At 57.6% G+C, this 23,001-nt stretch carries 22 protein-coding genes and 3 tRNA genes; 3 read left to right on the top strand and 22 right to left on the bottom strand.

Annotation, left to right across the window (positions count from 1 at the left end; all coding sequences use genetic code 11):
* Positions 1–11: 11 nt before the first annotated feature.
* The 3 genes from selB to selA all read left to right on the top strand — a co-directional run bounded on the left by selB (position 12) and on the right by selA (position 3,488).
* Positions 12–1,952 (top strand): selenocysteine-specific translation elongation factor, encoded by a 1,941-nt coding sequence (gene selB, locus VHE58_01240; GenBank protein ID HVS25926.1) that lies wholly within the window; start codon positions 12–14, stop codon positions 1,950–1,952.
* Positions 1,953–1,970: 18 nt separating this feature from the next.
* A tRNA-Sec gene (locus VHE58_01235) sits at positions 1,971–2,067 on the top strand.
* A gap of 17 nt (positions 2,068–2,084) precedes the next feature.
* The gene (gene selA / locus VHE58_01230) at positions 2,085–3,488 is read left to right on the top strand and encodes an L-seryl-tRNA(Sec) selenium transferase (protein ID HVS25925.1); all 1,404 of its coding nucleotides are present in this window, start codon (positions 2,085–2,087) and stop codon (positions 3,486–3,488) included.
* A gap of 605 nt (positions 3,489–4,093) precedes the next feature.
* On the opposite strand, the gene VHE58_01225 is transcribed toward selA, so the two are convergent.
* The 22 genes from VHE58_01225 to VHE58_01120 form a co-directional block, all read right to left on the bottom strand.
* A tRNA-Pro gene (locus VHE58_01225) sits at positions 4,094–4,170 on the bottom strand.
* A gap of 43 nt (positions 4,171–4,213) precedes the next feature.
* Entirely contained in the window at positions 4,214–4,573 is a 360-nt protein-coding gene (locus VHE58_01220; protein ID HVS25924.1) for a MerR family transcriptional regulator, read from the bottom strand.
* On the bottom strand, positions 4,557–4,859 hold the full coding sequence (locus tag VHE58_01215) for an integration host factor subunit alpha (protein HVS25923.1): 303 nt from the start codon (positions 4,857–4,859) through the stop codon (positions 4,557–4,559). Before VHE58_01215 ends, VHE58_01220 begins: the two co-directional genes overlap by 17 nt.
* Before the next feature lie 9 nt (positions 4,860–4,868).
* Entirely contained in the window at positions 4,869–6,887 is a 2,019-nt protein-coding gene (gene pheT / locus VHE58_01210) for a phenylalanine--tRNA ligase subunit beta (GenBank protein ID HVS25922.1), read from the bottom strand.
* Positions 6,888–6,969: 82 nt separating this feature from the next.
* Positions 6,970–7,953: a phenylalanine--tRNA ligase subunit alpha gene (pheS, locus tag VHE58_01205; protein HVS25921.1), complete on the bottom strand. Its 984-nt coding sequence runs from the start codon at positions 7,951–7,953 to the stop codon at positions 6,970–6,972.
* A gap of 76 nt (positions 7,954–8,029) precedes the next feature.
* Positions 8,030–8,389, bottom strand: coding sequence for a 50S ribosomal protein L20 (rplT, locus tag VHE58_01200; GenBank protein HVS25920.1), 360 nt, complete (start codon positions 8,387–8,389; stop codon positions 8,030–8,032).
* Positions 8,390–8,400: 11 nt separating this feature from the next.
* A complete protein-coding gene (rpmI, locus tag VHE58_01195) occupies positions 8,401–8,598 on the bottom strand; it encodes a 50S ribosomal protein L35 (protein ID HVS25919.1) in 198 nt (65 codons plus the stop codon).
* Between the two features lie 184 nt (positions 8,599–8,782).
* The gene (gene infC, locus VHE58_01190; protein ID HVS25918.1) at positions 8,783–9,301 is read right to left on the bottom strand and encodes a translation initiation factor IF-3; all 519 of its coding nucleotides are present in this window, start codon (positions 9,299–9,301) and stop codon (positions 8,783–8,785) included.
* Positions 9,302–9,324: 23 nt separating this feature from the next.
* A complete protein-coding gene (gene thrS, locus VHE58_01185) occupies positions 9,325–11,241 on the bottom strand; it encodes a threonine--tRNA ligase (GenBank protein ID HVS25917.1) in 1,917 nt (638 codons plus the stop codon).
* A gap of 471 nt (positions 11,242–11,712) precedes the next feature.
* Positions 11,713–12,000 carry a hypothetical protein gene (locus tag VHE58_01180; GenBank protein HVS25916.1) on the bottom strand — a complete coding sequence of 96 codons (288 nt, stop codon included), beginning with the start codon at positions 11,998–12,000 and terminating at the stop codon, positions 11,713–11,715.
* A 127-nt stretch (positions 12,001–12,127) separates the two neighbouring features.
* Entirely contained in the window at positions 12,128–12,307 is a 180-nt protein-coding gene (locus tag VHE58_01175) for a hypothetical protein (GenBank protein HVS25915.1), read from the bottom strand.
* 280 nt (positions 12,308–12,587) lie between these two features.
* Positions 12,588–12,664, bottom strand: a tRNA-Val gene (locus VHE58_01170).
* A 36-nt stretch (positions 12,665–12,700) separates the two neighbouring features.
* Positions 12,701–13,450 (bottom strand): hypothetical protein, encoded by a 750-nt coding sequence (locus VHE58_01165; protein HVS25914.1) that lies wholly within the window; start codon positions 13,448–13,450, stop codon positions 12,701–12,703.
* A 289-nt stretch (positions 13,451–13,739) separates the two neighbouring features.
* Positions 13,740–13,943: a hypothetical protein gene (locus VHE58_01160; protein HVS25913.1), complete on the bottom strand. Its 204-nt coding sequence runs from the start codon at positions 13,941–13,943 to the stop codon at positions 13,740–13,742.
* Between the two features lie 331 nt (positions 13,944–14,274).
* On the bottom strand, positions 14,275–14,529 hold the full coding sequence (locus tag VHE58_01155) for a hypothetical protein (protein ID HVS25912.1): 255 nt from the start codon (positions 14,527–14,529) through the stop codon (positions 14,275–14,277).
* Between the two features lie 19 nt (positions 14,530–14,548).
* Positions 14,549–15,268 (bottom strand): hypothetical protein, encoded by a 720-nt coding sequence (locus tag VHE58_01150; GenBank protein ID HVS25911.1) that lies wholly within the window; start codon positions 15,266–15,268, stop codon positions 14,549–14,551.
* Positions 15,269–15,621: 353 nt separating this feature from the next.
* Complete coding sequence (locus VHE58_01145; protein HVS25910.1) at positions 15,622–15,828, bottom strand: type II toxin-antitoxin system HicB family antitoxin; 207 nt, start codon at positions 15,826–15,828, stop codon at positions 15,622–15,624.
* Positions 15,829–15,955: 127 nt separating this feature from the next.
* Positions 15,956–16,420, bottom strand: a complete 465-nt coding sequence (locus VHE58_01140) for an isoprenylcysteine carboxylmethyltransferase family protein (GenBank protein HVS25909.1) — start codon at positions 16,418–16,420, stop codon at positions 15,956–15,958.
* Between the two features lie 237 nt (positions 16,421–16,657).
* The gene (locus VHE58_01135; protein ID HVS25908.1) at positions 16,658–17,539 is read right to left on the bottom strand and encodes a Fic family protein; all 882 of its coding nucleotides are present in this window, start codon (positions 17,537–17,539) and stop codon (positions 16,658–16,660) included.
* Between the two features lie 30 nt (positions 17,540–17,569).
* Complete coding sequence (locus tag VHE58_01130; GenBank protein ID HVS25907.1) at positions 17,570–18,454, bottom strand: hypothetical protein; 885 nt, start codon at positions 18,452–18,454, stop codon at positions 17,570–17,572.
* Positions 18,455–18,768: 314 nt separating this feature from the next.
* A complete protein-coding gene (gene fumC, locus VHE58_01125; protein ID HVS25906.1) occupies positions 18,769–20,160 on the bottom strand; it encodes a class II fumarate hydratase in 1,392 nt (463 codons plus the stop codon).
* Between the two features lie 115 nt (positions 20,161–20,275).
* Positions 20,276–22,666, bottom strand: coding sequence for a DNA internalization-related competence protein ComEC/Rec2 (locus tag VHE58_01120; GenBank protein HVS25905.1), 2,391 nt, complete (start codon positions 22,664–22,666; stop codon positions 20,276–20,278).
* Positions 22,667–23,001 lie beyond the last annotated feature (335 nt).

The raw sequence follows: 23,001 nt of genomic DNA, 5'->3' as shown, positions 1-23,001 counted from the left end.
GGCAGATTGCATTGATAATCGGCACGGCGGGACACATAGACCACGGCAAGACTTCGCTGGTGAAAGCGCTGACCGGCATTGACGCCGACCGCCTCAAGGAGGAGAAGGCGCGCGGGATTACAATTGATTTGGGCTTCGCCTACAAGCCGCTACCCGAAGGCGCGGTGCTGGGTTTTGTCGACGTGCCGGGGCATGAGAAATTCATCCACAACATGCTCGCCGGCGCGACCGGCATCGATTACGTGCTCCTGGTGGTGGCTGCCGACGACGGCCCCATGCCGCAGACCCGCGAACATCTCGCCATTTTGCACCTGCTCGGCTTGTCGCACGGCGCGGTGGCGCTGACCAAGACCGATTTGGCGAGTGCGGAGCGGGTCAACGCGGTGACCGCAGAAATTCAATCCCTGCTTCAAGGAACCGCGCTTGCAGATCTGCCGGTCTTTCCCGTTTCCTCGGCAACGGGAGCGGGCGTCGCCGCGCTGGAAAAGCATTTGCGCGAAGCAATGCTGAATACACCGCAACGCCCACCAAACGGCCATTTCCGCCTCGCTGTGGACCGATGCTTTACACTCCCTGGAATCGGTGTGGTGGTGACAGGCACGGTGTTTTCGGGCGAAGTGAAATTAAACGACAAGCTCATCGTCTCGCCCAATGGCCTGCCGGTGCGAGTACGAGGCATACACGCGCAAAACCAGGCCTCTCTCAGTGGCCGCGTGGGCCAGCGCTGCGCACTGAACCTCGGCGGCGTGGAGAAAAGCGACATCAAGCGCGGCGACTGGATTGTGGCGGAAGGGGCGCACGCGCCGACAGCCTGCTTCGATGCGCGCCTGAACTTGCTGGCCGGGGAAGCGAGGCCGCTCAAGCACTGGACGCCGGTGCACGTCCACGTGGGCGCCTCCGACGTTGCTGGCCGAGTCGCTTTGCTCGAACAAAACGCGCTCGAACCGGGAAGTAGCGCGCTCGCTCAACTGGTGCTGGCTGAGCCCGTGGGCGCGCTGCGCGGCGACCGCTTCATCATCCGCGACCAGTCGGCGACCCGCACCCTCGGCGGCGGCGCGATTATCGATCCTTTTCCGCCGCAGCGCGGCAGGCGCAAACCGCAGCGTCTCTCTATTCTCTCCACTCTGGAAAGCGCCACGCCTGAAATGGCGTTGAGCGCATTGCTCGCGCTAAGCCCGCTAGGTCTGGATTTGCAAAAGCTTGCGCTCGCTTGGAATCTGACCGCTGAAGAAGCACATTCGTTTTGGGAAAAAGCGCCCATGGCCAAAGCGACGGTCGCCGGCAAGCTCCTGGCGTTTGCTACGGAGCGCTGGCAACAGTTGCAGCAATACGCGCTCGACGCGCTCGCAGCCTGCCAGAAGCGCAATCCCGACCAATCGGGCGCAACGCCGGCCGAACTCAGGAAAGCCTTGGCGGAAAGGTTGTCCCAGCCGCTCCTTAACGCCGTGCTTGAGGTGCTGATTGCGGAAAACAAAGTCGCGCGCGAAGGCTCGGCATTCAGGTTGCCTGGCCATCAGTCGAAACTCTCTGCGCAGGACCAGGCCTTGAGCGAAAAAATTGTGCTGCTGTTGCAAACCGCTGCTCTCAAAGCGCCCAAGGTGCGCGAGCTTGCGCAGCAGCTTCGGGTCGAGGAAAAGCAATTACGCCTGCTGTTGCGCAGGCTTGCGCAAATGGGTAAGCTCCGGCAAGTTTCTGAGGAATTATTTTTCCACCCGAAAGTCATGGCGCAAATCGCCGCCGCCACCCAGGCGCTCGCGCAGAAAAACCCGGGTGGGGTGTTTACCGTGGTGCAGTTCCGCGATGGCACGGGAGTGAACCGCAGCCTGGCGATACCGCTGCTCGAATTTTTTGACCGCAGCGGCTTCACGATACGCGTGGAGGAGGGGCGCAAAATCCGCCGCGACTGGAGCGCAGTGTTCGGCGATTCAGCTTCCGTGCAGAAAAAAGTGTAGGGAGGATTCTCGTTTTACGGAAGAGATACGTTCCCCGGTGGGGCGTCCGGACTTCAAATCCGGGAAGGGCCGTCTGACGGTTCTTGGTGGGTTCGACTCCCACTCTTTTCCGCCAATTTTTCGAGGTAAGGTTTGTCCGATAAAGCCGGCTTGACTGCGCTGCCTTCGGTTGACCGCGTGATGAATTTCACGGCGCTCAAGCCGCTCATTGATGGCTACGGCCGTCAGGCGGTGCTCGCTTCGGTGCGCGCGCTGCTCGCGCAAGCGCGCAAAAACCTAGTCGCCTCGGGTAATGGCGCGCGCCTCGACGAAACGTGGTTCGAAGCGCAATGCCGCGCGCGGCTGGAGGAAACCGAAAAGCCCTCATTGCGGCCGGTCTTCAATCTCACCGGCACCGTGCTCCACACCAATCTTGGGCGCGCGCTTTTGCCCGAGGAAGCGCAACAAGCGGTGCTCGAAGTGATGAGCAAACCCGCGAATGTCGAATACGATCTCAAATCCGGTTCGCGCGGTGAGCGCGACGAGCACGTCGAACGCTTGCTGTGCGAACTCACCGGCGCGGAGGCGGTCACGGTGGTGAACAACAACGCGGCGGCGGTGTTCCTCGTTTTGAATACGTTGGCGCTTGGCAAGGAAGTGCCGGTTTCGCGCGGCGAGCTCATAGAAATCGGCGGCTCGTTCCGCATCCCCGACATCATGAAGCGCGCTGGCTGCAAACTGATAGAAGTCGGCACGACCAACCGCACCCATCTCAAGGATTACGAAGATGCGCTGAATGCGCACACCGCGCTCCTCATGAAGGTGCACACCAGCAATTACGCGATTCAGGGTTTCACTGCGTCGGTGCCGGAAAAGGAACTCGCCGCGCTCGCCAACAAGCACGGTCTGCCGTTCATGGTGGATTTGGGCAGCGGCACACTGGTGAATCTCAAGGATTTTGGTTTGCCTGCCGAGCCCACGCCGCAGCAGACCTTGAGCCACGGTGCCGATGTCGTGACCTTCAGCGGCGACAAGCTTTTAGGCGGCCCACAGGCGGGGTTGATTGTGGGCGCGAAAGAGGTCTTGAAAAAAATCAAGAAGAATCCCTTGAAGCGCGCGCTGCGCGTGGACAAAATCAAGCTCGCCGCGCTGGAGGCGGTGCTGCGCCTTTACCGCGACCCCGAGCGGCTCAAGGAGCGCTTGCCGACGCTAAGGCTCCTCACGCGCCCGCAAAAAGAGATTGAGGCTCTGGCGGCAAGACTTTTGCCGCTCGTTGAAAAGAGCCTTGCAGGCAGAGCGCGCGTCTCGATGAAGCCTTGCCACAGCCAAATCGGCAGCGGCGCGCTGCCGGTCGAGATGCTTCCCAGCCATTGCATCGCGATTTTGCCGCCACAGACGGAGCGCCATCCCGGCACCTGGCTTGAGAAAATTGCCGCCGCTTTTCGTGCACTGCCGGTTCCGGTGATAGGCAGGATAGAGGACGATGCGTTTTGTCTGGACTTGCGCTGCCTGGAGGATGAAAAAGCGTTTGCCGGCCAGCTCTCGCAGCTCGCTTGAGGTTTAATGCAGCACTGGTTTAATGCAATACCGTCGGCGGGGTGTCGCTTGCCGTCTTGACGAATTCTTTGGCCAAGCCAACTGGTATCGTCTTAGCGACTGTTTTGTCCTGGCGCTGAAGCTGCGTATTGGGAGTTGTCTTGCTTGCTGCATTTTCGGCTTTCCACGCTGCCTTTACACCTTATGTAGCGCAGCCGCCAAGAACAACAAACACCAAGCCAATGAATACAGTGGCAATGTGGAATGAGTTTTTTGCATTATGCATATTGCAGCCCTAAATGAAGTATAGGCCGCATGTGACGGTGCCATTGACTAGGCCGAAAAAAAGGTGGGCGCCCCTATGCGCGACTGAGCACGCGCAATTTGGGGAGTGCCGAGGTGGTGCCGGGCCAATTAAGAATTATTTTTTCTCGCTCTCCAGGGACATTGTTGCGGACATACCAAAGTGCTTACACGGCGCAAACTGTGTACCACACCCGGAACTTGGCTCTTTTTGGAACCGTTATTTTTAAGATAATACTTTGATGGGACGCGCAGCCGGCCCAAAGGACAAAGCTCAACGTTGCGATTTTTGACCTCTGTTTTCCGTCTTCTGAATTCTGAACTGGTCGGGGCGGCGAGATTCGAACTCGCGACCACTTGCACCCCATGCAAGTACGCTACCAGGCTGCGCTACGCCCCGTCAGCGAAAAATTATACCAGAACTGGGAGAGAGGAAACTGGCATCAGCGCTGCAGAATTTCGAGGACGCTTTTGATTTCGAGGCGCACTAGAGAAAAATCGAATTTGAGGTGGGCGATCGGTTTTTCCGGGATGCCCACCGCTTCATCGAGGCGGTTGCGCGCGCCGCTGATGGTAAAGCCCTGCTGGTAGAGGAGTTCACGGATGCGGCGGATCAGCAGCACTTCATGGTGCTGGTAATAGCGACGGTTGCCGCGGCGCTTGACCGGCTTCAACTGGGTGAATTCCTGCTCCCAGTAGCGCAGCACATGCGGTTTGACCCCGCACAACTCGCTTACTTCGCCGATGGTAAAGTAGCGCTTGGCGGGTATTGGCGGTAACGCCTCCTTACGACTTGTTTCCATGGTAGTTTTTTTCCACCAGCAGCTTCAGCTTCTGACTGGAGTGGAACGTGACCACCCGGCGTGCGGTGATGGGGATTTCCTCCCCGGTCTTGGGATTGCGCCCCGGACGTTGCGGCTTGTCGCGCAGCTGGAAATTGCCGAATCCGGAGAGCTTGACGCTTCCCCCGTTTTCCAATGCGGCGCGTACCTCCTCGAAAAATGATTCCACCATGTCCTTGGCTTCCCGCTTGTTCAGCCCGACTTTTTCAAACAGCAAGTCAGCGAGTTCGGCTTTGGTCAGCGTCATACTACCCCCCTAGATACGTAACTTGGCGTGGTATTCTTGTTGCAGAATTTGCTTTAGTTGCGCGACCGCCGCCTCGACCTCGGCGTCGGTAAATGTTTTTTGAGTATCTTGTAATAATACACGAAATGCAAGACTTTTTTTACCAGAATCAATGCCTTCGCCCTGATAGAGGTCAAACAGCGCAATCTCCGTGACGGCTAGCGGCTTGCCGGCCTGCAGGCTCTCCAGCATGGCTTGAACGTTTGCTTGGGCGTCCACCACCACCGCAATGTCGCGCCTCACCGGCGGGAATTTGGAGACTTCCTGTGCCAGCGGCAGCTCGCGCTGCATTAAAACCTCCAGTTCCAGTTCAAACACCACCGGCGGCTGCGGCAGTTCGTATTTATGCTGCAACTGCGGATGCAGCTCTCCCACCCAGCCAGCCAATCTCTCCCCCGCCCAGACTTGCGCCGCACGGCCGGGATGCAGCGCCGGATGCCGGCCCGCAACAAAGCGCGGGGCCAGCGGCCAGAACAGGGCTTCAAGGTCGGCTTTGACGTCGAAAAAATCCACGCTACGCTGGGGCGCACCCCATTGTTCGGGCAGATTCAATCCGTAGCATAGACCCGCCAGCTTTTCGGGCTGGGCATATCCGGATTTATCTTTCGTGAAGCAACGGCTGATTTCGAACAGGCGCGCGCGCGGCTGCTTGCGGTTCAAATTGCCGCGCAGGCAATCCGTAAGGCTGGCGATGAGGCTGGAGCGCATTACGCCCATCTGGCTCGCAATCGGGTTGATGAGCCTGATCGGATTACTGTTGCCGCAAAAATCAGCCTCCCATTGCGCATCGACAAAGCTGTAAGTGATGACTTCCTGGTAATCGCGGGCAATCAGTCGTTTCCTGAGCCCCGCCTCGTCGCGGCGGGTTTCCTTCAACGACAGCATGTGCTGCCGGGCTTTGGGGAGGCTCACGGGAATCTCATCGTAGCCGTGGATGCGCGCCAGCTCCTCAATCAAATCTTCCTCAATAGCCAGATCGAAGCGGTAGCTGTGCGGCGTTACATAAAAAACATCGCGCTCTTCGGCAAAACTGAATTGCAGCCGGCGCAACAGGCCGCTTACATTGGTGGAATCGAGCGCAATGCCCAGCACTTTCTGCACCCGCGGCACGCGTAGCCGTATCGGATCGCGCTTGGGCAATCCGGCTGATGCTTCCGTCACCGGCCCGGCCTCACCGCCGCAAATCTCCAGAATCAACTGAGTGGCACGTTCCAGCGCTTCGCGGGTTGCGGCAAAATCCACGCCGCGCTCGAAGCGGTGCGAAGAATCGGTGGCAAAACCCAGAATGCGCGATTTTCCTGCGACGGCCTCGGGGCTGAAGAAGGCGCTTTCCAAAAATACATTTTGCGTTTTACCGTTTACCGCGCTTTCCAAACCGCCCATGATGCCGGCGAGCGCCAACGGTTTGGCCTCATCCGCAATCACCAGCAAATCCGGCGTAAGCGCGAGTTTCTTTTCATTCAGCAAAACCAGTTCCTCCGCTTTGCGGGCGTAACGCACATGAATACCGCCCTTGATTTTGGCGAGATCAAACGCATGCAACGGCTGACCCTGTTCCAGCATCACATAATTGGTGATGTCAACCAAAGCGTTCAAGCTTCTTACGCCGCTGCGCTCAAGACGGCGCGCCATCCATGCCGGCGTGGCCGCGCCAGGATTAACGCCGCGCACGACCCTGCCGCAATAGCGCGGGCAGGCTTGCGGTTCCGCCACTTTAACCTGCAGGCTGTCACTGACGGTCACTGCAGCAGGTTTGATTGGCTCGGTCTTGAGACTGGAAGCGGTAATCGCGGCGACTTCGCGCGCCACACCGTTGACGCTCAGGCAATCGGCCCGATTGGGAGTGAGCTTGAGTGTCAAGATTTTGTCGTCAAGGGCAGGTGCCAACTCTTCGACTTCCAGCCCGGCCATGGTGAGGGCATGGGCGAGCGCTTCGCTGTCAAGCGAAGGGTTCACCAAAGTGCGCAGCCAGTTTTCAGAGAATTTCATAAAACCACGACCGCCGATAAACGCCGATACGCGCCGATAAAACCAAAACAAGATCCGCGTTTATCTGCGTTCATCTGCGGTTTCAATTGAATTGCTTTAAAAACCTTAAATCGTTCTCAAAAAACAAACGCAGATCTTTCACGCCATAGCGCAGCATGGTCAGGCGCTCCAAGCCCATGCCGAAGGCGAAGCCCAGGTATTTTTCGCTGTCTATGCCTACGTTCTTGAGCACGTTGGGGTGCACCATGCCGCAGCCGGCCACTTCCAGCCAGCCGCCGCCGAAGCTCATGTCCACTTCGGCGGAAGGCTCGGTGAAGGGGAAAAACGACGGGCGGAAGCGAACCTTGAGATCCTCGCGCTCGAAAAAGCGCTGCAGGAATTCCGCCACCACGCCCTTCAAATCGGCGAAGCTCACCTCCTCATCCACCCACAAACCCTCGATCTGGTGGAACATCGGCGAGTGGGTGGCGTCGGAATCGACGCGGTAAACCCGGCCCGGCGCGATGATTTTGAGCGGCGGCTTGTGGCTCTCCATGTAATGAATCTGGATCGGTGAAGTGTGGGTGCGCAGCAGCTTGCCGTCTTCCAGATAAAACGTGTCGTGCATGGAGCGAGCCGGATGATTTTCCGGCTGGTTGAGCGCTGTGAAGTTGTAGTAATCGGATTCGATTTCCGGGCCGTCAGCCACCGCGAAGCCCATGGTTTTGAACAGCGCCTCGACGCGCTCCAGCGTGCGCGTGACGGGATGCAAGCCGCCGACGCCCAAACCGCGGCCGGGCAGCGTTACATCCAGCGCCTCCTGTGCCAGCTGCGCTTCGAGTTGTTTGGTTTTGAGTTGATTGCGCCGCACTTCCAGCGCCGCTTCCAGGGTTTCCTTGGCCCGATTGATGCGGTGGCCCACGGCAGGCCGCTCTGCGGCGGGGAGCTTGCCCAGGCTCTTCAGAAGCTCGGTGAGCGCGCCGGATTTGCCAAGATAGCGCGCCTTGACCTGCTCCAGTTCCGCGGCATCGTCAGTCGCGGCGAACCGGGCTAAGGCTTCTTTGAGAATGGCATCCAGGTTCTTCATATTCAGCAGGCAAGGCAACCTGCGGTGACAAGAATGAAAGAAAGGCCAAGCAAGCGGCCTCTTTCCGCTTGCAAACTTAACTGCCGAGGCCGGCTTTCGCCTGTTCCGCGATTCGGGCAAACGCCGGCTTATCGGAAACAGCGAGGTCAGCCAGCACTTTGCGGTCGAGCTCGATCGCCGCTTTCTTCAAGCCGCTCATGAAGCGGCTGTAAGTAAGCCCGTGTTCGCGCGCCGCGGCGTTGATGCGCGCAATCCATAGCGCACGGAACTGGCGTTTTTGATTCCGCCGGTCGCGATAGGCATACTGCCCCGCTTTCATCACTGCTTCTTTGGCGACGCGGTAGACGTTCTTGCGGCGGCCGCGAAACCCCTTGGCTTGCGAGAATAATTTCTTGTGGCGCGCGCGCGCCGTTACACCCCGTTTAACTCTTGGCATGGCGGCTCTCCTCAGCCGTACGGCAACATGGCGCGCACCGACGCCTGGTCGCTGGAATGCACGCCGGTGCTGCCTCGCAACTGGCGTTTATTCTTGGTGGTTCTTTTAGTCAGAATGTGGCGCTTGAACGCCTGCGAGCGCTTGATGCTGCCGCTTCCGCGTACTTTAAAGCGCTTGGCAGCCGCTTTCTTGGTCTTCATCTTGGGCATGACTACTCCTGTTTTAGCCTGGCGCGGGGTGATTTCCGGAAGGAATGCTTTTAAAACCCCGACACCACTTGTTCTATCGCAGCTGACCCGCGGAGACGCCGTGACGCAGAGAAAACAAAAACAACTCAAAAATTCAAAACGCCGGCATTAAATCCGCAATTTCTCTGCGCCTCTGCGGTAAAAGCTACTTCTTCTTCGGCGACAGCACCATCACCATCTGCCGCCCTTCCATCTTGGGAAACTGCTCGACCACCCCGTAGCTGTCGAGATCCGTCTGCACCCGCTGCAGCAGCCGGATGCCGAATTCCTGGTGCGCCATCTCGCGGCCGCGGAAACGCAGCGTCACCTTGGTCTTATCGCCCTCTTCCAGGAAGCGGATGAGGTTGCGCAACTTGATCTGGTAATCGCCTTCGCTGGTGCCGGGGCGGAACTTGATTTCCTTGACCTGGATCTGCTTTTGCTTGAGCTTGGCTTCGTGTTTTTTCTTGGCTTCGCGGTACTTGTACTTGCCGAAATCCATCAGCCGGCACACTGGCGGCTTCGCCAGCGGCGCGATTTCCACCAGATCGGTCTCGGCTTCCTCCGCCATGGTATTGGCGGCCGCTATACTAACGATGCCAATTTGCTCGCCTTTGGCGCCAATCAGACGAACTTCGGGCGCATTAATCTCGCCGTTGATTCGCAGCTCTTTTTCCTGAGCGATACAGCCCCCAAGTCAATTAAAAATTAAGCCGCGCCGCCCTTAAGCGAGGTCTCGGATTGAAGGCGTTCGATGAACGCCTGCAGAGACATCTGACCCAGGTCTTGCCCGGATCGGGCACGCACGGCAACCTTTTGCGCCACCACTTCCTTGTCACCCACGATGACCTGGTAGGGCAGCTTTTGCAAACTATGTTCGCGAATTTTATAGCTTATCTTTTCATTTCTCAAGTCGCATTCGGCCCGAAAGCCCGCTTTTTTAAGCCCTTCGGCGACCTTTTGGGCATATTGAGCCTGCCCTTCGGAAATATTCATCACCATGAGCTGCACCGGCGCCAGCCACAGCGGCAGCGCCCCGGCGTAGTGCTCAAGCAGAATGCCGATAAAGCGTTCCATCGAGCCCAGAACCGCCCGGTGCAGCATCACCGGCACCTGCCGGCTGCTGTTTTCGTCCACGTACTCCGCGCCCAGCCGCGCCGGCATGGAAAAATCAAGCTGCACGGTGCCGCATTGCCACACGCGCCCCAAACAATCCTTGAGCGAAAACTCAATTTTCGGGCCATAGAACGCGCCTTCGCCCGGCTGCAGTTCCCATCGCAATCTTGTGCTGTTAAGCGCGGCATCCAAGGCTTTTTCCGCCTTGTCCCACAGTTCCTCGGCGCCGACGCGCTTCGGCGGGCGGATAGAAAGCTTCACCAGAATTTCGTTGAAGCCGAAATCGGCGTACACCAGCTGCAACAGATCGATGAAGTTCGAGACCTCGTCCTGAATCTGCGCTTCGGTGCAGAAAATATGCGCATCGTCCTGGGTAAAAGCGCGCACGCGCATCAGCCCATGCAGCGCGCCGGAGGGCTCATTACGATGGCAGGAACCGAATTCCGCCAGGCGCAGGGGCAAATCGCGGTAGCTCTTCAGCCCCTGGTTGAAAATCTGCACATGTCCTGGGCAATTCATCGGCTTTACCGCGTAAACGCGCTTTTCCGATTCGGTGGTGAACATGTACTCGCGGAACATTTCCCAGTGTCCGGATTTTTCCCATAGGCTACGGTCGAGAATTTGCGGGCAGCATACTTCTTGATAGCCGTTGTCGCGGAATATTCTGCGCATGTATTGCTCGATGATCTGGTAAATCACCCAGCCCCTGGGATGCCAGAACACCATCCCCGGCGCTTCGTCCTGGGTGTGAAACAGGTCGAGAGCTTTGCCTAACTTGCGATGGTCGCGCTTTTCCGCTTCCTCCAGCCGGTGCAGGTAAGCGTCCTGCTCTTCTTTTTCGGTCCAGGCAGTGCCGTAAATCCTTTGCAGCATTTCATTGCGCGAATCGCCGCGCCAGTAGGCACCCGCCACCCGCATGAGCTTGAATACCTTGAGCTTGCCGGTGGAAGGTACGTGGGGCCCGCGGCAAAGATCGATGAAGTTATCCTGCCCGTAGAGCGAAATGGGCTCGCCATCGGGAATCGAGGCGATGATTTCCGCCTTGTAGTGCTCGCCCAGATTTTTGAAAAATTCAACCGCCGCGTCGCGCGGCATGACCTGGCGCTTGACTTGAATGTCGCGCTTGGCGATTTCCGCCATGCGCTTTTCTATCGCCTGCAGGTCTTCCGGGGTAAACGGGCGCTTGTAGGAAAAATCGTAATAAAAACCGTCTTCAATCACCGGCCCGATGGTCACTTGCGCATCGGGAAACAATTCCTTGACTGCGTGCGCGAGCAAATGCGCGGTGGAGTGGCGGATGATTTCCAGCCCGTCTTTATCCTTGTCGGTGACAATCGCAACTTCGCTGTCCTTCTCGATTACAAACGAGGTATCGACCGGCTTGCCGTTCACTCTTCCGGCGAGCGCGGCGCGCGCCAGTCCGCTGCCTATGCTGGCCGCGACTTCGGCGACCGTCACGGGCCTATCGAACTTGCGCTCCGAACCGTCAGGTAAACGCACAACGGGCATGGCTAATCCACAAAACAAAAGTGCGGCCGCGCCGCACTCGTAAAAGCTGAAAGCCGCTATGCTCCCAGCTAAATTGGCAGGCGCGCTTGGATTCGAACCACTAAATGGGGGAACCGACGGTGCGCCGAGAGAAATAGTATCATAGGCTTAACAAAAACGCTGCCCCAGCATTGCCCCTGATTTCCCCGAACTTGACCTAAAATACAGGGCGACTCAGGAGCAGCCCGCCCGAAGCAACGTGCGTCGATGATCGTGGAAAAGTTACGCCTGTGAATCTCGGGCGTTATTCTCCACGAACCAGACAGACTCGGCGGTGAGCGCCTTCAGGTTTTGCGCGTTTTTACCTCAGGTCTGCGCCGGCGGTAGCGCTTCAGCTCAACCGTTCATAGCGGTCTTTAAAGTCTAAAGCTGTTGCGCAAAAAAAGCGGCGGGAAGTGCCCCGCCGCGTGCCGGTTAGGCTAATTCATGCGCTTAATGGCCAATCCATTCATTTACGCCGACTTCACCGAGATGCTTCTTGTCCATCTTTTCCCATACCTTCTCGTAGTAGGCCATGAATTCTGCCTTGCTTATCTTGCTATCTTTATTGGTATCCATCATGTGCATCATCTTCATGCTGCGCATGCCTTTCCCGGGGTAGGCATAACCGCTTGCCCCCCACCATGCTTCAGGGCCGGTAGACTCCTCGCGCGCATAGGAAACACCCATGAACGAAGTCGTCACAATCGCAGCCAAAAGCGCCATACGTACCGATTTCATCATTTCTTGTTACCTCCTGGAAAGTTGATCAACATTGCAGAGCCCCTGCGGATTGCCCCGCGAACGGCCTGCGCCATTGAACGCATTCAAACTCTGCAAAACACGTTCGCTTCCTAGTCTAACATGCCTACTTCAATGCAATGTTGCGCCAAGTTAAAAGTTTTATCAACGGAGGGCGGTGGGGCGACGGATCATTCATGGTGGGCCAGGGTTTCGCAGCCTGCGGCTGCAGGCTCAGGCCCACCGGCTGGTAGACGCCGTAGTGTACCAGAAACTCGCTCTGAATACGGTAGGCCTCGCGCTCCATTTATTGTCATGGCGAATCGGGGATAAAAAAGCGGCTTGAGCGCGATCTGCAACGACCGATCGCCCAAGCCGGCAAGACGGCTTATTGCTTAAGGAGGACCATGCCGCAAAACTTAAACACGGGAGCGTCAGTTTGCCCACGTGAAGAAAACCGCGGGAACAGCCGCGCAACAAACCGAGACCAGCAAATTGCACAGCCACTTAAGAAGAAAACGGCAGCGTGGCAAGTGAATGCGTTGATCTCCGCGACCTGGAATCAAAATGTAAACGCCGGAGGTTATTGGTAGGCGCGATTGGACTCGAACCAACGACCCCCACCATGTCAAGGTGATGCTCTAACCAGCTGAGCTACGCGCCTAAGAAACATAAATTCTAACTGAAAGGCGTGCCGCCTTCAAACCGCATCATCGGTCACCGCAGGATTGCGAGGTCGGGTTTTCGCCATTTTCCACAGCATCCACGCGCCGAAGGCAATTGAACCCCACATCACCAAAAAGGCGATGAGTCGCGTGAATGCGGCAAAGCGAGTGTCCCAAGCGAGAAGATGAAGTGTGGAAAGCATGTAGTGCCAGTCGTGGATGACGTCGCCCCCGCCGCCGACCGAGACCAAGGGCAATTCCATGGCGCGGGCATCAGCCATGTAGATCGCGACATTATAGAAATTGATGGCGAGCCACGCGCCGCACACGGAAAGCGCAAAATAATCCGGCTGGCGCAGGAACATGACGGCGGCGCCGACCGGCGCGGCCAGCTGCAGCAGCGTGCCCCCCGCCACCATCAGAAACTCGAATCCAAAAAAACGGAACAGCAGATGGCCGGCTTCGTGTATGCCCAGATTCAAGCCGCCGAACAGGCTGGAATACAGCGGGTCGCGCAGATGTTCGATCCCGATCCAGGCGAGCCACAGCAAAAACAGCGCTCGCCCATACCAGAGGCGCCCTCGGCACCAGGTTTCAATTTCCTCGCGGAAGGCGCGCAGGAAACCCGTTTCTTCTTTCCGTTCCTGTTCCTGGATTGGCGCGGCTTTGAGCGAGGCTTCAACCTTGGCGTAAATCGCGCCGCAGCGCGGGCATTCGGTTTCAGGCGCGGCGTCACCGGCTTTCCACTGGTAGCCGCATTTGATGCAGAGTTTTTCTAGGGGCATGGATTAGACAGCGCCCTAAAATTGTGTGAGCAATTTTTCGTATTCACTGTGAGGGCCGATCCAAAACCAAATAACCGTATCTACACACAGCACACCCACCGCGCGCCAGTTCAGGTCTATACGAACGAATAAACCGGAAGAGTAGTGTGAACCTTTTTGAACCGGAGAGATGGGTGTCCAGGATTGTCTGCCCAGAGGCGATAGGCAGTGCGGGCTTTCGCTTGAACAGCTTCAGGAGCAGCCGCGAGAAGTTGACGGAATTTCTGAGTGGTTTGCGACTGCACCAGCTCTAAAGGGGTTGAGTGCGCCCGGCCAGGTATTCGGCAAGCGCTTCCTCGGAAAGCTTAGCCAGTACATCCTGAGACTTAGCAAAGGATTCCGACCAACGGCGCTCCGAAGCAAGCTCCTCCAATAGGATAGCCGCCAACACATCCTGTTCGGGCGCGGGAAGCTTGGCGACTTCGCTTAGCGCTTTCTTAAGCAATTGTGTCATGGTGATGCTCCAAAGATCTGAACTCTAATATTACTCCATACGACATGCGCGGTCTAACGTCGCGCCAAGCGGCGCGCCGCAGTGCGGGCATTCGCTTTCAGGCGCGGCGTCGCCGGGTTTCCGCTGGTAGCCGCATTTGACGCAGAGTTTTTCCACGGACTATTTACTTTTTTTACACATCAATGCTGATATTTCAAGACCTGACCGCTTTTTCTCCTTCTTCGGCGACCTAACGACTGAGTTAACCGGCGCCCGCGGAGGGACACGAAGTGCCGCCGACCGGCGTACGTGTTGAACGAATAGTTAGATCTCGCCCTTTCCCGAAGAGCCCTTATTGTTTCTGCGCTACCACTCGGCCCTCGGAGTTGACATATACACGGTAACGGTTCCCGTCCTGGCATGATGCAATGTAGTCGTTGTCGTCTTGCCGTTTGACGCTGACGACCTGGCCACATGGCAAACCGTGCAATGCGATCACGGCCGTCAGATCCTTGCTGAGCGATGCGTCATCAGCAGCGAGCGCGGACACGGCGAAGAACGTCGCCATCAAAATCATCAGGGCCCAACCCGTCATACGTTTGCTCATAGCTTCTCCTGCCGTCAGATTAGATAGTTGCGAACTTTGCCGGATCCGCAAGAATACTCCAGATCGCTTCGCGCGAGGTCACGATCGCCGCTGCCAACGATGGGTCGCTGTCCTGCAGGAGAGAAAGCACCTTGAGGAGCAGCAGATCATACGGTTGCCGGAGCTCGGCCAGAGTGGTTTTGACCCTCCCTTGGTAAAATGCCCGGAATTGATTCAGCAGGTCATCGACCTGATTCTTGAGCGTGATCTTGGTGAATACGCCGATGGCTTTGGTTTCTTTCAGACGCTTTTCCAGAGATGCCAAGTCCAGCGGCGGTGACGCCTTCTGCTTCCCAAGGTCTGGAGTGATGCTGTCCTTCTTCGGGAGCTGCGCGGTGGGCAAGGGGGACGGGGGGACCTTCGCAGGGGTCTTCGCGCCGGGCGAGTCGGGCTTGGTTACGTTCTGGCCTGTGGAACGGGTCGTGGACGGCGTGGCCGGACGACCCGTCGGTTCAACCGCAGCGGCCCCATCCTGCGGCGCACCGGCCTGAGGCGGCTGGCTCGGCGACGTGGCCGGACTGACCACCGGCGCCAGGGCTTCGGCCCCACCCTGCGGCGCACCGCTCTGGGGCCCCGCGTCCGGCGCCGCGGGCTTTACGCCGGCACAGCCCGCCGTCAGGAGAACGAAGAGGAGTCCGACAATGGGCGCTACGCGCATCAACTGTTCTTCAGCACGACTCTCAACAGAACTGTCACTCATACGTCCTTCCAGTTCCCACTCATCTGTGTCTCCCGAGTTCTAACGACCAGCGTCAGCGGGGCGCCGGCACGATGCTACCAAAGCTGAAGGAGGCTGATCGGCGCGTCGGTTTCGACGGCACGCTTGGGTGGCAAGCGCCTGCGTTCACAAATCCTCTGGTGTCAACCCCGTGCACTTTGCAATGCGGGCGAGCATTCGAGGCCCAATTTCCTCTCCGTCGTGAAACGCGAAGACGAAATCGGCGATCCAGGACGGGAGAGAGTCTTATGTGACCCGGACTGGCGCTTGAGAGTCCAGCCAATCCGAAACAGCGCGGCGAGTTACACGCCGGGCCTTCGACGAAGGCCATGCCGTCATGCAGACGTGATGGCGATGGAGATGGGTTGGGGTCCGGCTTCGTTGTGCTCAAGCCGCTCGGCGAGAACCCGCAACGCAAGCACCTCGGCCTTCGCCATTGCTTCGTGGGGTGTAGCGCCATAGGCAAGAACTCCCGGCAGCTCGGGCACTTCGGCAAGCCACCGCCCATCGTCTTCGCGTTCGTGCTCAATAGTGAAATTCATGGGTATCTCCGCGTTGGCTGCTATTTTACGCCCATTAGGGTATTGCTACCTAAAGCCTGGATTAAGCCGCAACGCGGGCATTCGTTTCAGGCGCGGTGTCGCTTGGTTTCCGCTGATAGTCGCATATTCAGAGATATCTTCGAACCGTGGAACAGTACTGCCGATAGGTCTCACCAAACTTCTGCTCGAGGTAGCGCTCCTCGCGCAGGACAACCCCGCGATGCATGAGGATGAGAAGCGGGACTAGCACGACAATGCCCCACCACGTATTGACGGCCAAGGTGAGTCCGAAGTAGAGGAGCGTTAGGGCCATATAGAGGGGATTGCGGGAGAAGCGAAACGGGCCGGATGTGACAATGGCCGTGGTGGGGAGCGAGGGATTCACGTTCGTACCTGCCGCCTGCAACGCTCTTCTTCCCCATATTGCGATCCCAACGCCAAGCATGACCAACGCGAGGCCGGGCCAGAGAGCAACGGCGCGGCCAAAGATTGGCATCGGCCAGAACCAATGAAGTGCAAGAACAACGGCAAACGCGATGCCGTAGAGCAACGGCGGGAACGCGATTACGCCAGGGTTATCTCTTTGTGTCATTGCACTATCTCCCTAGACGCCCAACGTGCCGTTCAGCGGCGCGCCGCAGTGCGGGCATTCAGTTTCAAGCGCGGTGTCGCCGGGTTTTCGCTGGTAGCCGCATTTGATGCAGAGTTTTTCCACGGTCAATTTACTTTTTTACATCAATGCTGATATTTCAAGACCTGCCCTGTTACCACCTAGCGTCAGCCGCGCCCGTTCGCGAGCATCGGCTGCACGCAAGGGTTAGCCCTCATGCTATCGATTTGCAAGCCGACGTAGCGGCTCCGAGTACATGTCAATAAGGGCATGCAATGGATCCGCGTCTTGGTAGAAAACTGCGGAATCATATCCGCGTTGTTGGGTAAGACCCGTCGCTTCGCGAACAGTCTTGAGCGCGCCGCGCCCCACCTGTCGTTTCCAACCAGGAAAGCCTATTTGAGCAAGTCGTATTTCGCGAGTCACGGCCGGACCGACAATCCCAAGATATTTGTGTCGCGTTTCAACGCGAACGACATTAATGAAATTTCCACTTGGATTAGCAAGGCCAAAGCTATACTTCCGCAACAGTTGATTGAGCTGATGGTAGGTGACTGTGTAGTATCGTCCATCAATTTGTCGAGTATTTCGCTTAAGAAAGTCAGCGATGAATAGCACCTCACTGTCTTCTTCCTCGCGGGAGAGTTCCCTATATCTGGCGTATTTGGCCAAGCGATTATCGGCAACTTCGACCACAAAATTCTCGAATTCCTTCTGTCTTATTTTAGGAATCCGGTGCAACTTGTCCAGTTGATACAAAGTTACCAAAAGTGCAGTGCGCTTGTTCGCGTCGTGAAAAGGATGGTCTTTCACCAGTCCAAACATAAGCGTGGCGCATTTTTCGTACGGTTCTGGCCACTTTTCCTTGCCGCCAAAGGTTATGAATTGGCGATAAATGGCGGAGTGCAGGAGATTTTGATCCCGAGGACCCACTCCACCAATTCCGTAATCACTCTCTATGAAAAAGTCCGCGATCAAGAAGTGCGCCCGCAGGACCTCGTGAAGCCCAACCGTATAGCGAGATGTGTAGGGATCCTCTGCGCCGACAAGTTTTAGCCAGCGGGTATACTCCCTTTCAATTTCCCCGTGGAGGAACTCCATCCGGTTTTTTCTGAGGGCTAACGCATTAGCTCAGGGGGCCGCTTTAGCGGCGTCCCCTGCAGCGCCCGGTTGGGCGGCAATAAACCCCCGGGCCTGCTGTAGAAACTCGGCGAGACTGGCTTGTTGTTTCTCAATTGCTTCCTCAATTATCTGCAGATACGTGGCTTCATCAATGGGTAAATCAAGCTCGGTCCGGACAGCGACGATAACTGGAACTAACAGGCGGCTGAGTTTCGTCGTCTCGGAGATGCACTCTTTCATGTACTCCAGCTGGGTGGCATACAGCGTCGCGGCAAGGGCCTCTCGCTGTTTACTCGACTCGGCTACGCGCCTCTGTTCGAAGTCGAAATTATCCTGTATTACTTTCCAACGACGCTGATCCGTTGCTCCTTCCAGGTTGTATTGTTTCATCAACTCGAGCATACGGTCACGTTCATTGGCAAAGCCGACAATCTGCCGATCGAGCATAGTGAGTTGTTGTTTCTGAAAACCCAAAGGAACCCGTTTCGCAAAAAGCCTCAGATAAACAGCACCGAGCTCACCAGAAAAGCGGGCCAAAGCCCTTGCGGTCTCCTCCTGTGCGATGACGTGAATCTTCGCTATAGCCGGAGCCTTTTCAAGGTATGTCTCTGTAATTTTGTCGTGCGCGATCTCCAAATTAGCGAACTTCGTTACCGAGATAAACCCCGCAAAGATCGCCTCCGCGGCTGCTAGGTAGACCTCCTTGCGTAAGGATAACTCTCGATCCCGATTCTTGAGATCTCGATCATGGGCGAGCTGTGCCCGCAACCTTCTATCGTTGGCGCGGTTGGTCAAGACAACCCCGCCGAGGGAGAAAAAGGAGCCGACCACGACGCCCCAAAAAAGTGGTGGGATCCTTTCGAAGAGATCCAAGAGTGCCGCGAACCAGTTCATTTTGATGCCCAACTAGATATAGACACCCGAAAAGGTGTAATTAATTGCATCAAATGCAGCATGATTTTGTCATCCTACGTCAAAATCAAGACGTTATGCGAGTGCAGCTTTAAAAGATTTCGGACAAATACACCTCAAAGGACCTGCTCTATAGACACGCCAAATCACGGTACTATTGGTATCAGAAATATTGAGATCAGGTCTTGCAACATAAGTTTGCCATGAGTTTATCTCTTTTGTTGACGACTTCGTTCACCGTGGGGTAGTGCGGCTTTAGATGCGTCTCTATCCGTGCGGCAAGGATTGTACTTAGGCTACTTTTTACCCACCATGTCCTGTGGTTTCACCCACTGGTCGAACTGTTTGGCGGTGACAAAACCGAGCGCGATAGCCGCATCGCGCAAGCTTATTCCTTCCTGGTGCGCTTTCTTGGCGATTCTCGCCGCCTTGTCGTAGCCGATATGCGGATTCAATGCGGTGACCAGCATCAGTGAATTGTTCATGAGTTCATTGATGCGCTCGCGATTGGCTTCAATTCCCGCCGCGCAATTGTCGTTGAAGCTCTGCGCGCCGTCGGCAAGCAGCCGCGCGCTTTGCAGGAAATTGTGGATGATGAGCGGCTTGAACACGTTGAGCTCGAAATTGCCCGACGCCCCACCGATATTGATGGCCACGTCGTTGCCGAACACCTGGGCGCACAGCATGGTCATCGCTTCGGATTGTGTCGGGTTCACTTTTCCCGGCATGATGGAGCTGCCCGGCTCATTCTCGGGAATTTTGAGTTCGCCCAAGCCGGAACGCGGGCCGCTTGCCAGCCAGCGCACGTCGTTGGCGATTTTCATGAGTGACGCAGCGAGCGTTTTCAGCGCGCCGTGCGCGTGCACCAGCGCATCGTTGGCGGCAATCGCCTCGAACTTGTTGGGCGCGGAAACAAAAGGCAAGTCGGCTTCCTGCGCAAGTTCATTCGCAACCCGCACCGCAAACTCCGGATGCGCGTTAAGACCGGTGCCGACCGCCGTTCCGCCTAGCGCTAACTCGTATAAATGCGGCAGCGCCGCCTCGACATGCGCCAGGCCGTGATCGAGCTGCGAGACATAGCCGGAAAATTCCTGGCCGAGCGTCAAGGGTGTGGCATCCTGCAAATGCGTGCGGCCGATTTTGACGATGGCCTCGAACGCTTGCGCTTTCCGATTTAATGTATCGCGCAGTTTCTGGATGCTCGGTATCAGGCGATTGACCAGTGCCTGCGCCGCCGCGATGTGCATCGTGGTGGGAAACACATCGTTCGACGACTGGCCTTTATTCACGTCGTCATTGGGATGCACCAGCCGTTTTTCGCCGCGCTCGCCGCCGAGCAATTCCGAGGCGCAGTTCGCCAACACCTCGTTCATGTTCATGTTGGTCTGCGTGCCGGAACCGGTCTGCCACACCACCAGCGGAAATTCCTGGTCATGGCGGCCTTCGATGACTTCATCCGCCGCGTTGATAATCGCTTCGGCCTTTTTGGCGTCGAGCAGCTTAAGCTCGCGATTCACCTTGGCGCAGCAGCGCTTCACCAGCGCCAGCGCGTGAATAAGGTCCAGCGGCATGCGCTCGCCGGAAATCCTGAAATTCTCCAGGCTGCGCTGCGTCTGCGCGCCCCATAGCTTTTCCGCCGGCACCTGAATTTCGCCGAAGGTGTCACGCTCGGTGCGGAACTTGCCCATTACCCTCTCCAAAGAATGCGCTTGATGAGATTATAGCTTCTGGCGCGGTCCGGTTCGTTTTAAATAATGGCCGGAATAGATAAATCAACCTCGTCAGCTGCTTCCGCCATCACCACTAGGATAAGGCGTCGCCCGCGCCGCCCGCTTCGGCGCTTGGCCAGGATTGCCAGTAGCGGCGGCGCTCGGCACGGTAAGGCCGTACCGTAACGCCGCGCGAATCGAAATCCAGCGTGAGCGCCCCGTCCAAATCGGAGCGGTAAATTTTGCCGCCGAGTGTCTTATAACGCTCCACCACTTCGGGTTTCGGGTGGCCGAATGAGTTGCGGTAGCCCACGGTGAAAATCACGTTTTTGGGTCTGACTTTCTCGATAAAAATTTCAGACGAAGAAGTCTTGCTGCCATGATGCGGCGCGACCAGCACGTCCGCTTGCAGCTGTTCCGGGGCACGCTTGAGCAACTCCTCTTCAGAGCGTTTTTCGATGTCCGCGGGCAGCAGCACGGCGCCGTAACGGCTGGTGATTTTCAGCACACAGCCGCGCGCATTAGTTTTGAGTTTTGCGTTCTGATAGCTTGATAATTCGGGATGCAGCATGTCGAAACGCACGCCGTCCCATTCCCACGCTTGCCCGGCGTAACAAGTCAGCGACCGCCGCGCATGAGTTTGGATTGGATGCTCCGCCGAAAGAGACGAAGCGAACCAGTCCACCGGCAGACTGTCCAGCACCGAAATCGCGCCGCCGCTGTGATCGCTGTCGGCGTGGGTGACGATGACACCGTCGAGACTTTTGATCCCCGCCGCACGCAAATAAGGCACGATGATACGGTTGCCGCTGTCGGTTTCCGAGGAAAAAGCCGGCCCGGTGTCGTAGAGCAGCGCGTGGTTCCGTGTTCTCGCCACTACCGCCAGTCCCTGCCCCACGTCCAGAACGGTAAGCTGTAATTCATCCGGCTCCGGCGCGACAGGCGCGAGCAAAAACAGCGGCAGCAAGCCGGCGCAGCCCAGCCAGCGCGCGGGAAAACCGCGCGGCATCAGCAGCCACACTACACCGGCCACTCCCGCGACGGCTGCCCACGCAGGCGGCGCGTGCTGCTGCCAAACCGCGTCGGGCAACGCGCTCATCCATGTAAGCCCAACCATCAGCCACTGCATGATGAGATGCGCCGCAGGCAAAAGGAAATCGAGCAGCGGCAGGCTGCCTAACAAGGTCAGCGGCACCACGATGAAGCTCACCACGGGAATGGCGACCGCATTGGCGAGCGGCGAAATCAGCGAGACCTGCTGGAACAGTATGAGCAGTAAAGGTGTGAGCCCCAGCGTCACCGCCCATTGCACGCGCCCCCAGGTGGCAAGCCAATGCGATTGGCCCACGCGCCCGGTGGTGACGAAAAAAATCGCCGCGACCGCGCCGAAGGAAAGCCAGAATCCCGGCGCCAGCACCGCCCAGGGGTCGAACAATGTCACGACAAACAGCGCGATGCACAGCGCTAGCGAAGCGGAACTCTGTCTGCCGAACCACAATGCCACCGCCACCACTGAAAGCATATACACGGTGCGCTGCGCCGGCACCGCAAATCCCGCCAGCAGCGCATAAGCTAATGCGGCAAGCGCACCAGCCACCACCGCCGCCTTGCGTGCCGGCAACCACAAACTGAGCCGCGGCACGAGTGTCCACAGCAGGTAAGCCAGGCCCAGCACCAGGCTTGCGACCATGGTTACATGCAGGCCGGAAATGCTCATCAGGTGATTCACGCCGGTGCGCGTGAAAATTTTCCACTGCGATTGCGGAATCGCCTGCTGGTCGCCGATGGCCAGCGCCGTGAGCACGCCGGCATAAGGTTCCTGCGGCAGTTCTTGCCGCAAATGCTCGCGCACCGCTTCCCGCATGCGTTCCACCAGATAAGAGGGGCGCGCAACGCTTTCGGCAATCAGCGCATTCCCGGCGAATTCGCGCACATAGCCGGTGGCGCGAATGTTGCGCTCTAAAAGCCACGCTTCGTAATCGAAACCGTGCGGATTGGCGTTGCCGTGCGGGCGCTTCAGGCGCACCGTCAACTGCCAGCGCTCGCCCGGGTGCAGTTGCGGCAGAGGTTTTCCCGGCTGCCTGCGGTCCTGGTACCAGGTCAATGAAATATGCGCCGGCACTTTCGCCTGCTGCGTCTGTATTTCCTCGACATCCAGCTCGAAACGCATGCCGCGTTCATTTTCCTGCGGCAGACTCGCCACCACGCCGCTCAAGCGGATGTCTTTGCCTTCCCATTCGGCAGGCAAGGCATCGGCAAGCCGGGCCTGCGCCAGCCACGCCGCCCAGAAAAAACCGGCGCCGAGAAAAAACAGGTTGAGCAGAACTGCGCGAGCGTAACGTGGCCCGTTCCCCTGTCTGAAGTAAAAGAAAACAGCGGTCACCAGCAAAACCGGCAACCCGCACGCCCAAGACCAATCAGGCAACTGCGCCTGGTTTTGCAACAGCCAGACGCCGCAGATAAATAAAAGAATATTCAGTCGCATTGTAGGAACCTCTGATTAAGTCCCCCGCGGATTGCGTTGCTGGCAAAATGCGGATGGATGCAAGGCGCGCGACGAAGGTGCCTAGCCGTAGCTTAAGCACGAGGAGCGCAACGCCGCAGACGCCGCATTTTGCCGCAACCCGAAGGGACGGCTGCCGCGACACGGTCAGCGAAGCTTGGGGTGCGGGAGCGGCAGCAATAGCGCCCCGTTTCACAATGTTTCTTGCAGCAGCATGCGCCCCTTCCCGCTCCACGCTGCGCGAGTCCGAGTCCGGGGCGCTTTTCGTGCGCATAGCGTTGTTGTTCGTCACTGGTTTGGCCTCCACCAAACGGCGT

It is taken from the genome of Burkholderiales bacterium, assembly GCA_035543335.1.
Lineage (GTDB): Bacteria > Pseudomonadota > Gammaproteobacteria > Burkholderiales > JAHFRG01 > JAHFRG01.
Note: the sequence above shows the minus strand (reverse complement) of the source record. Positions and strands in the feature narration are given on the sequence as shown.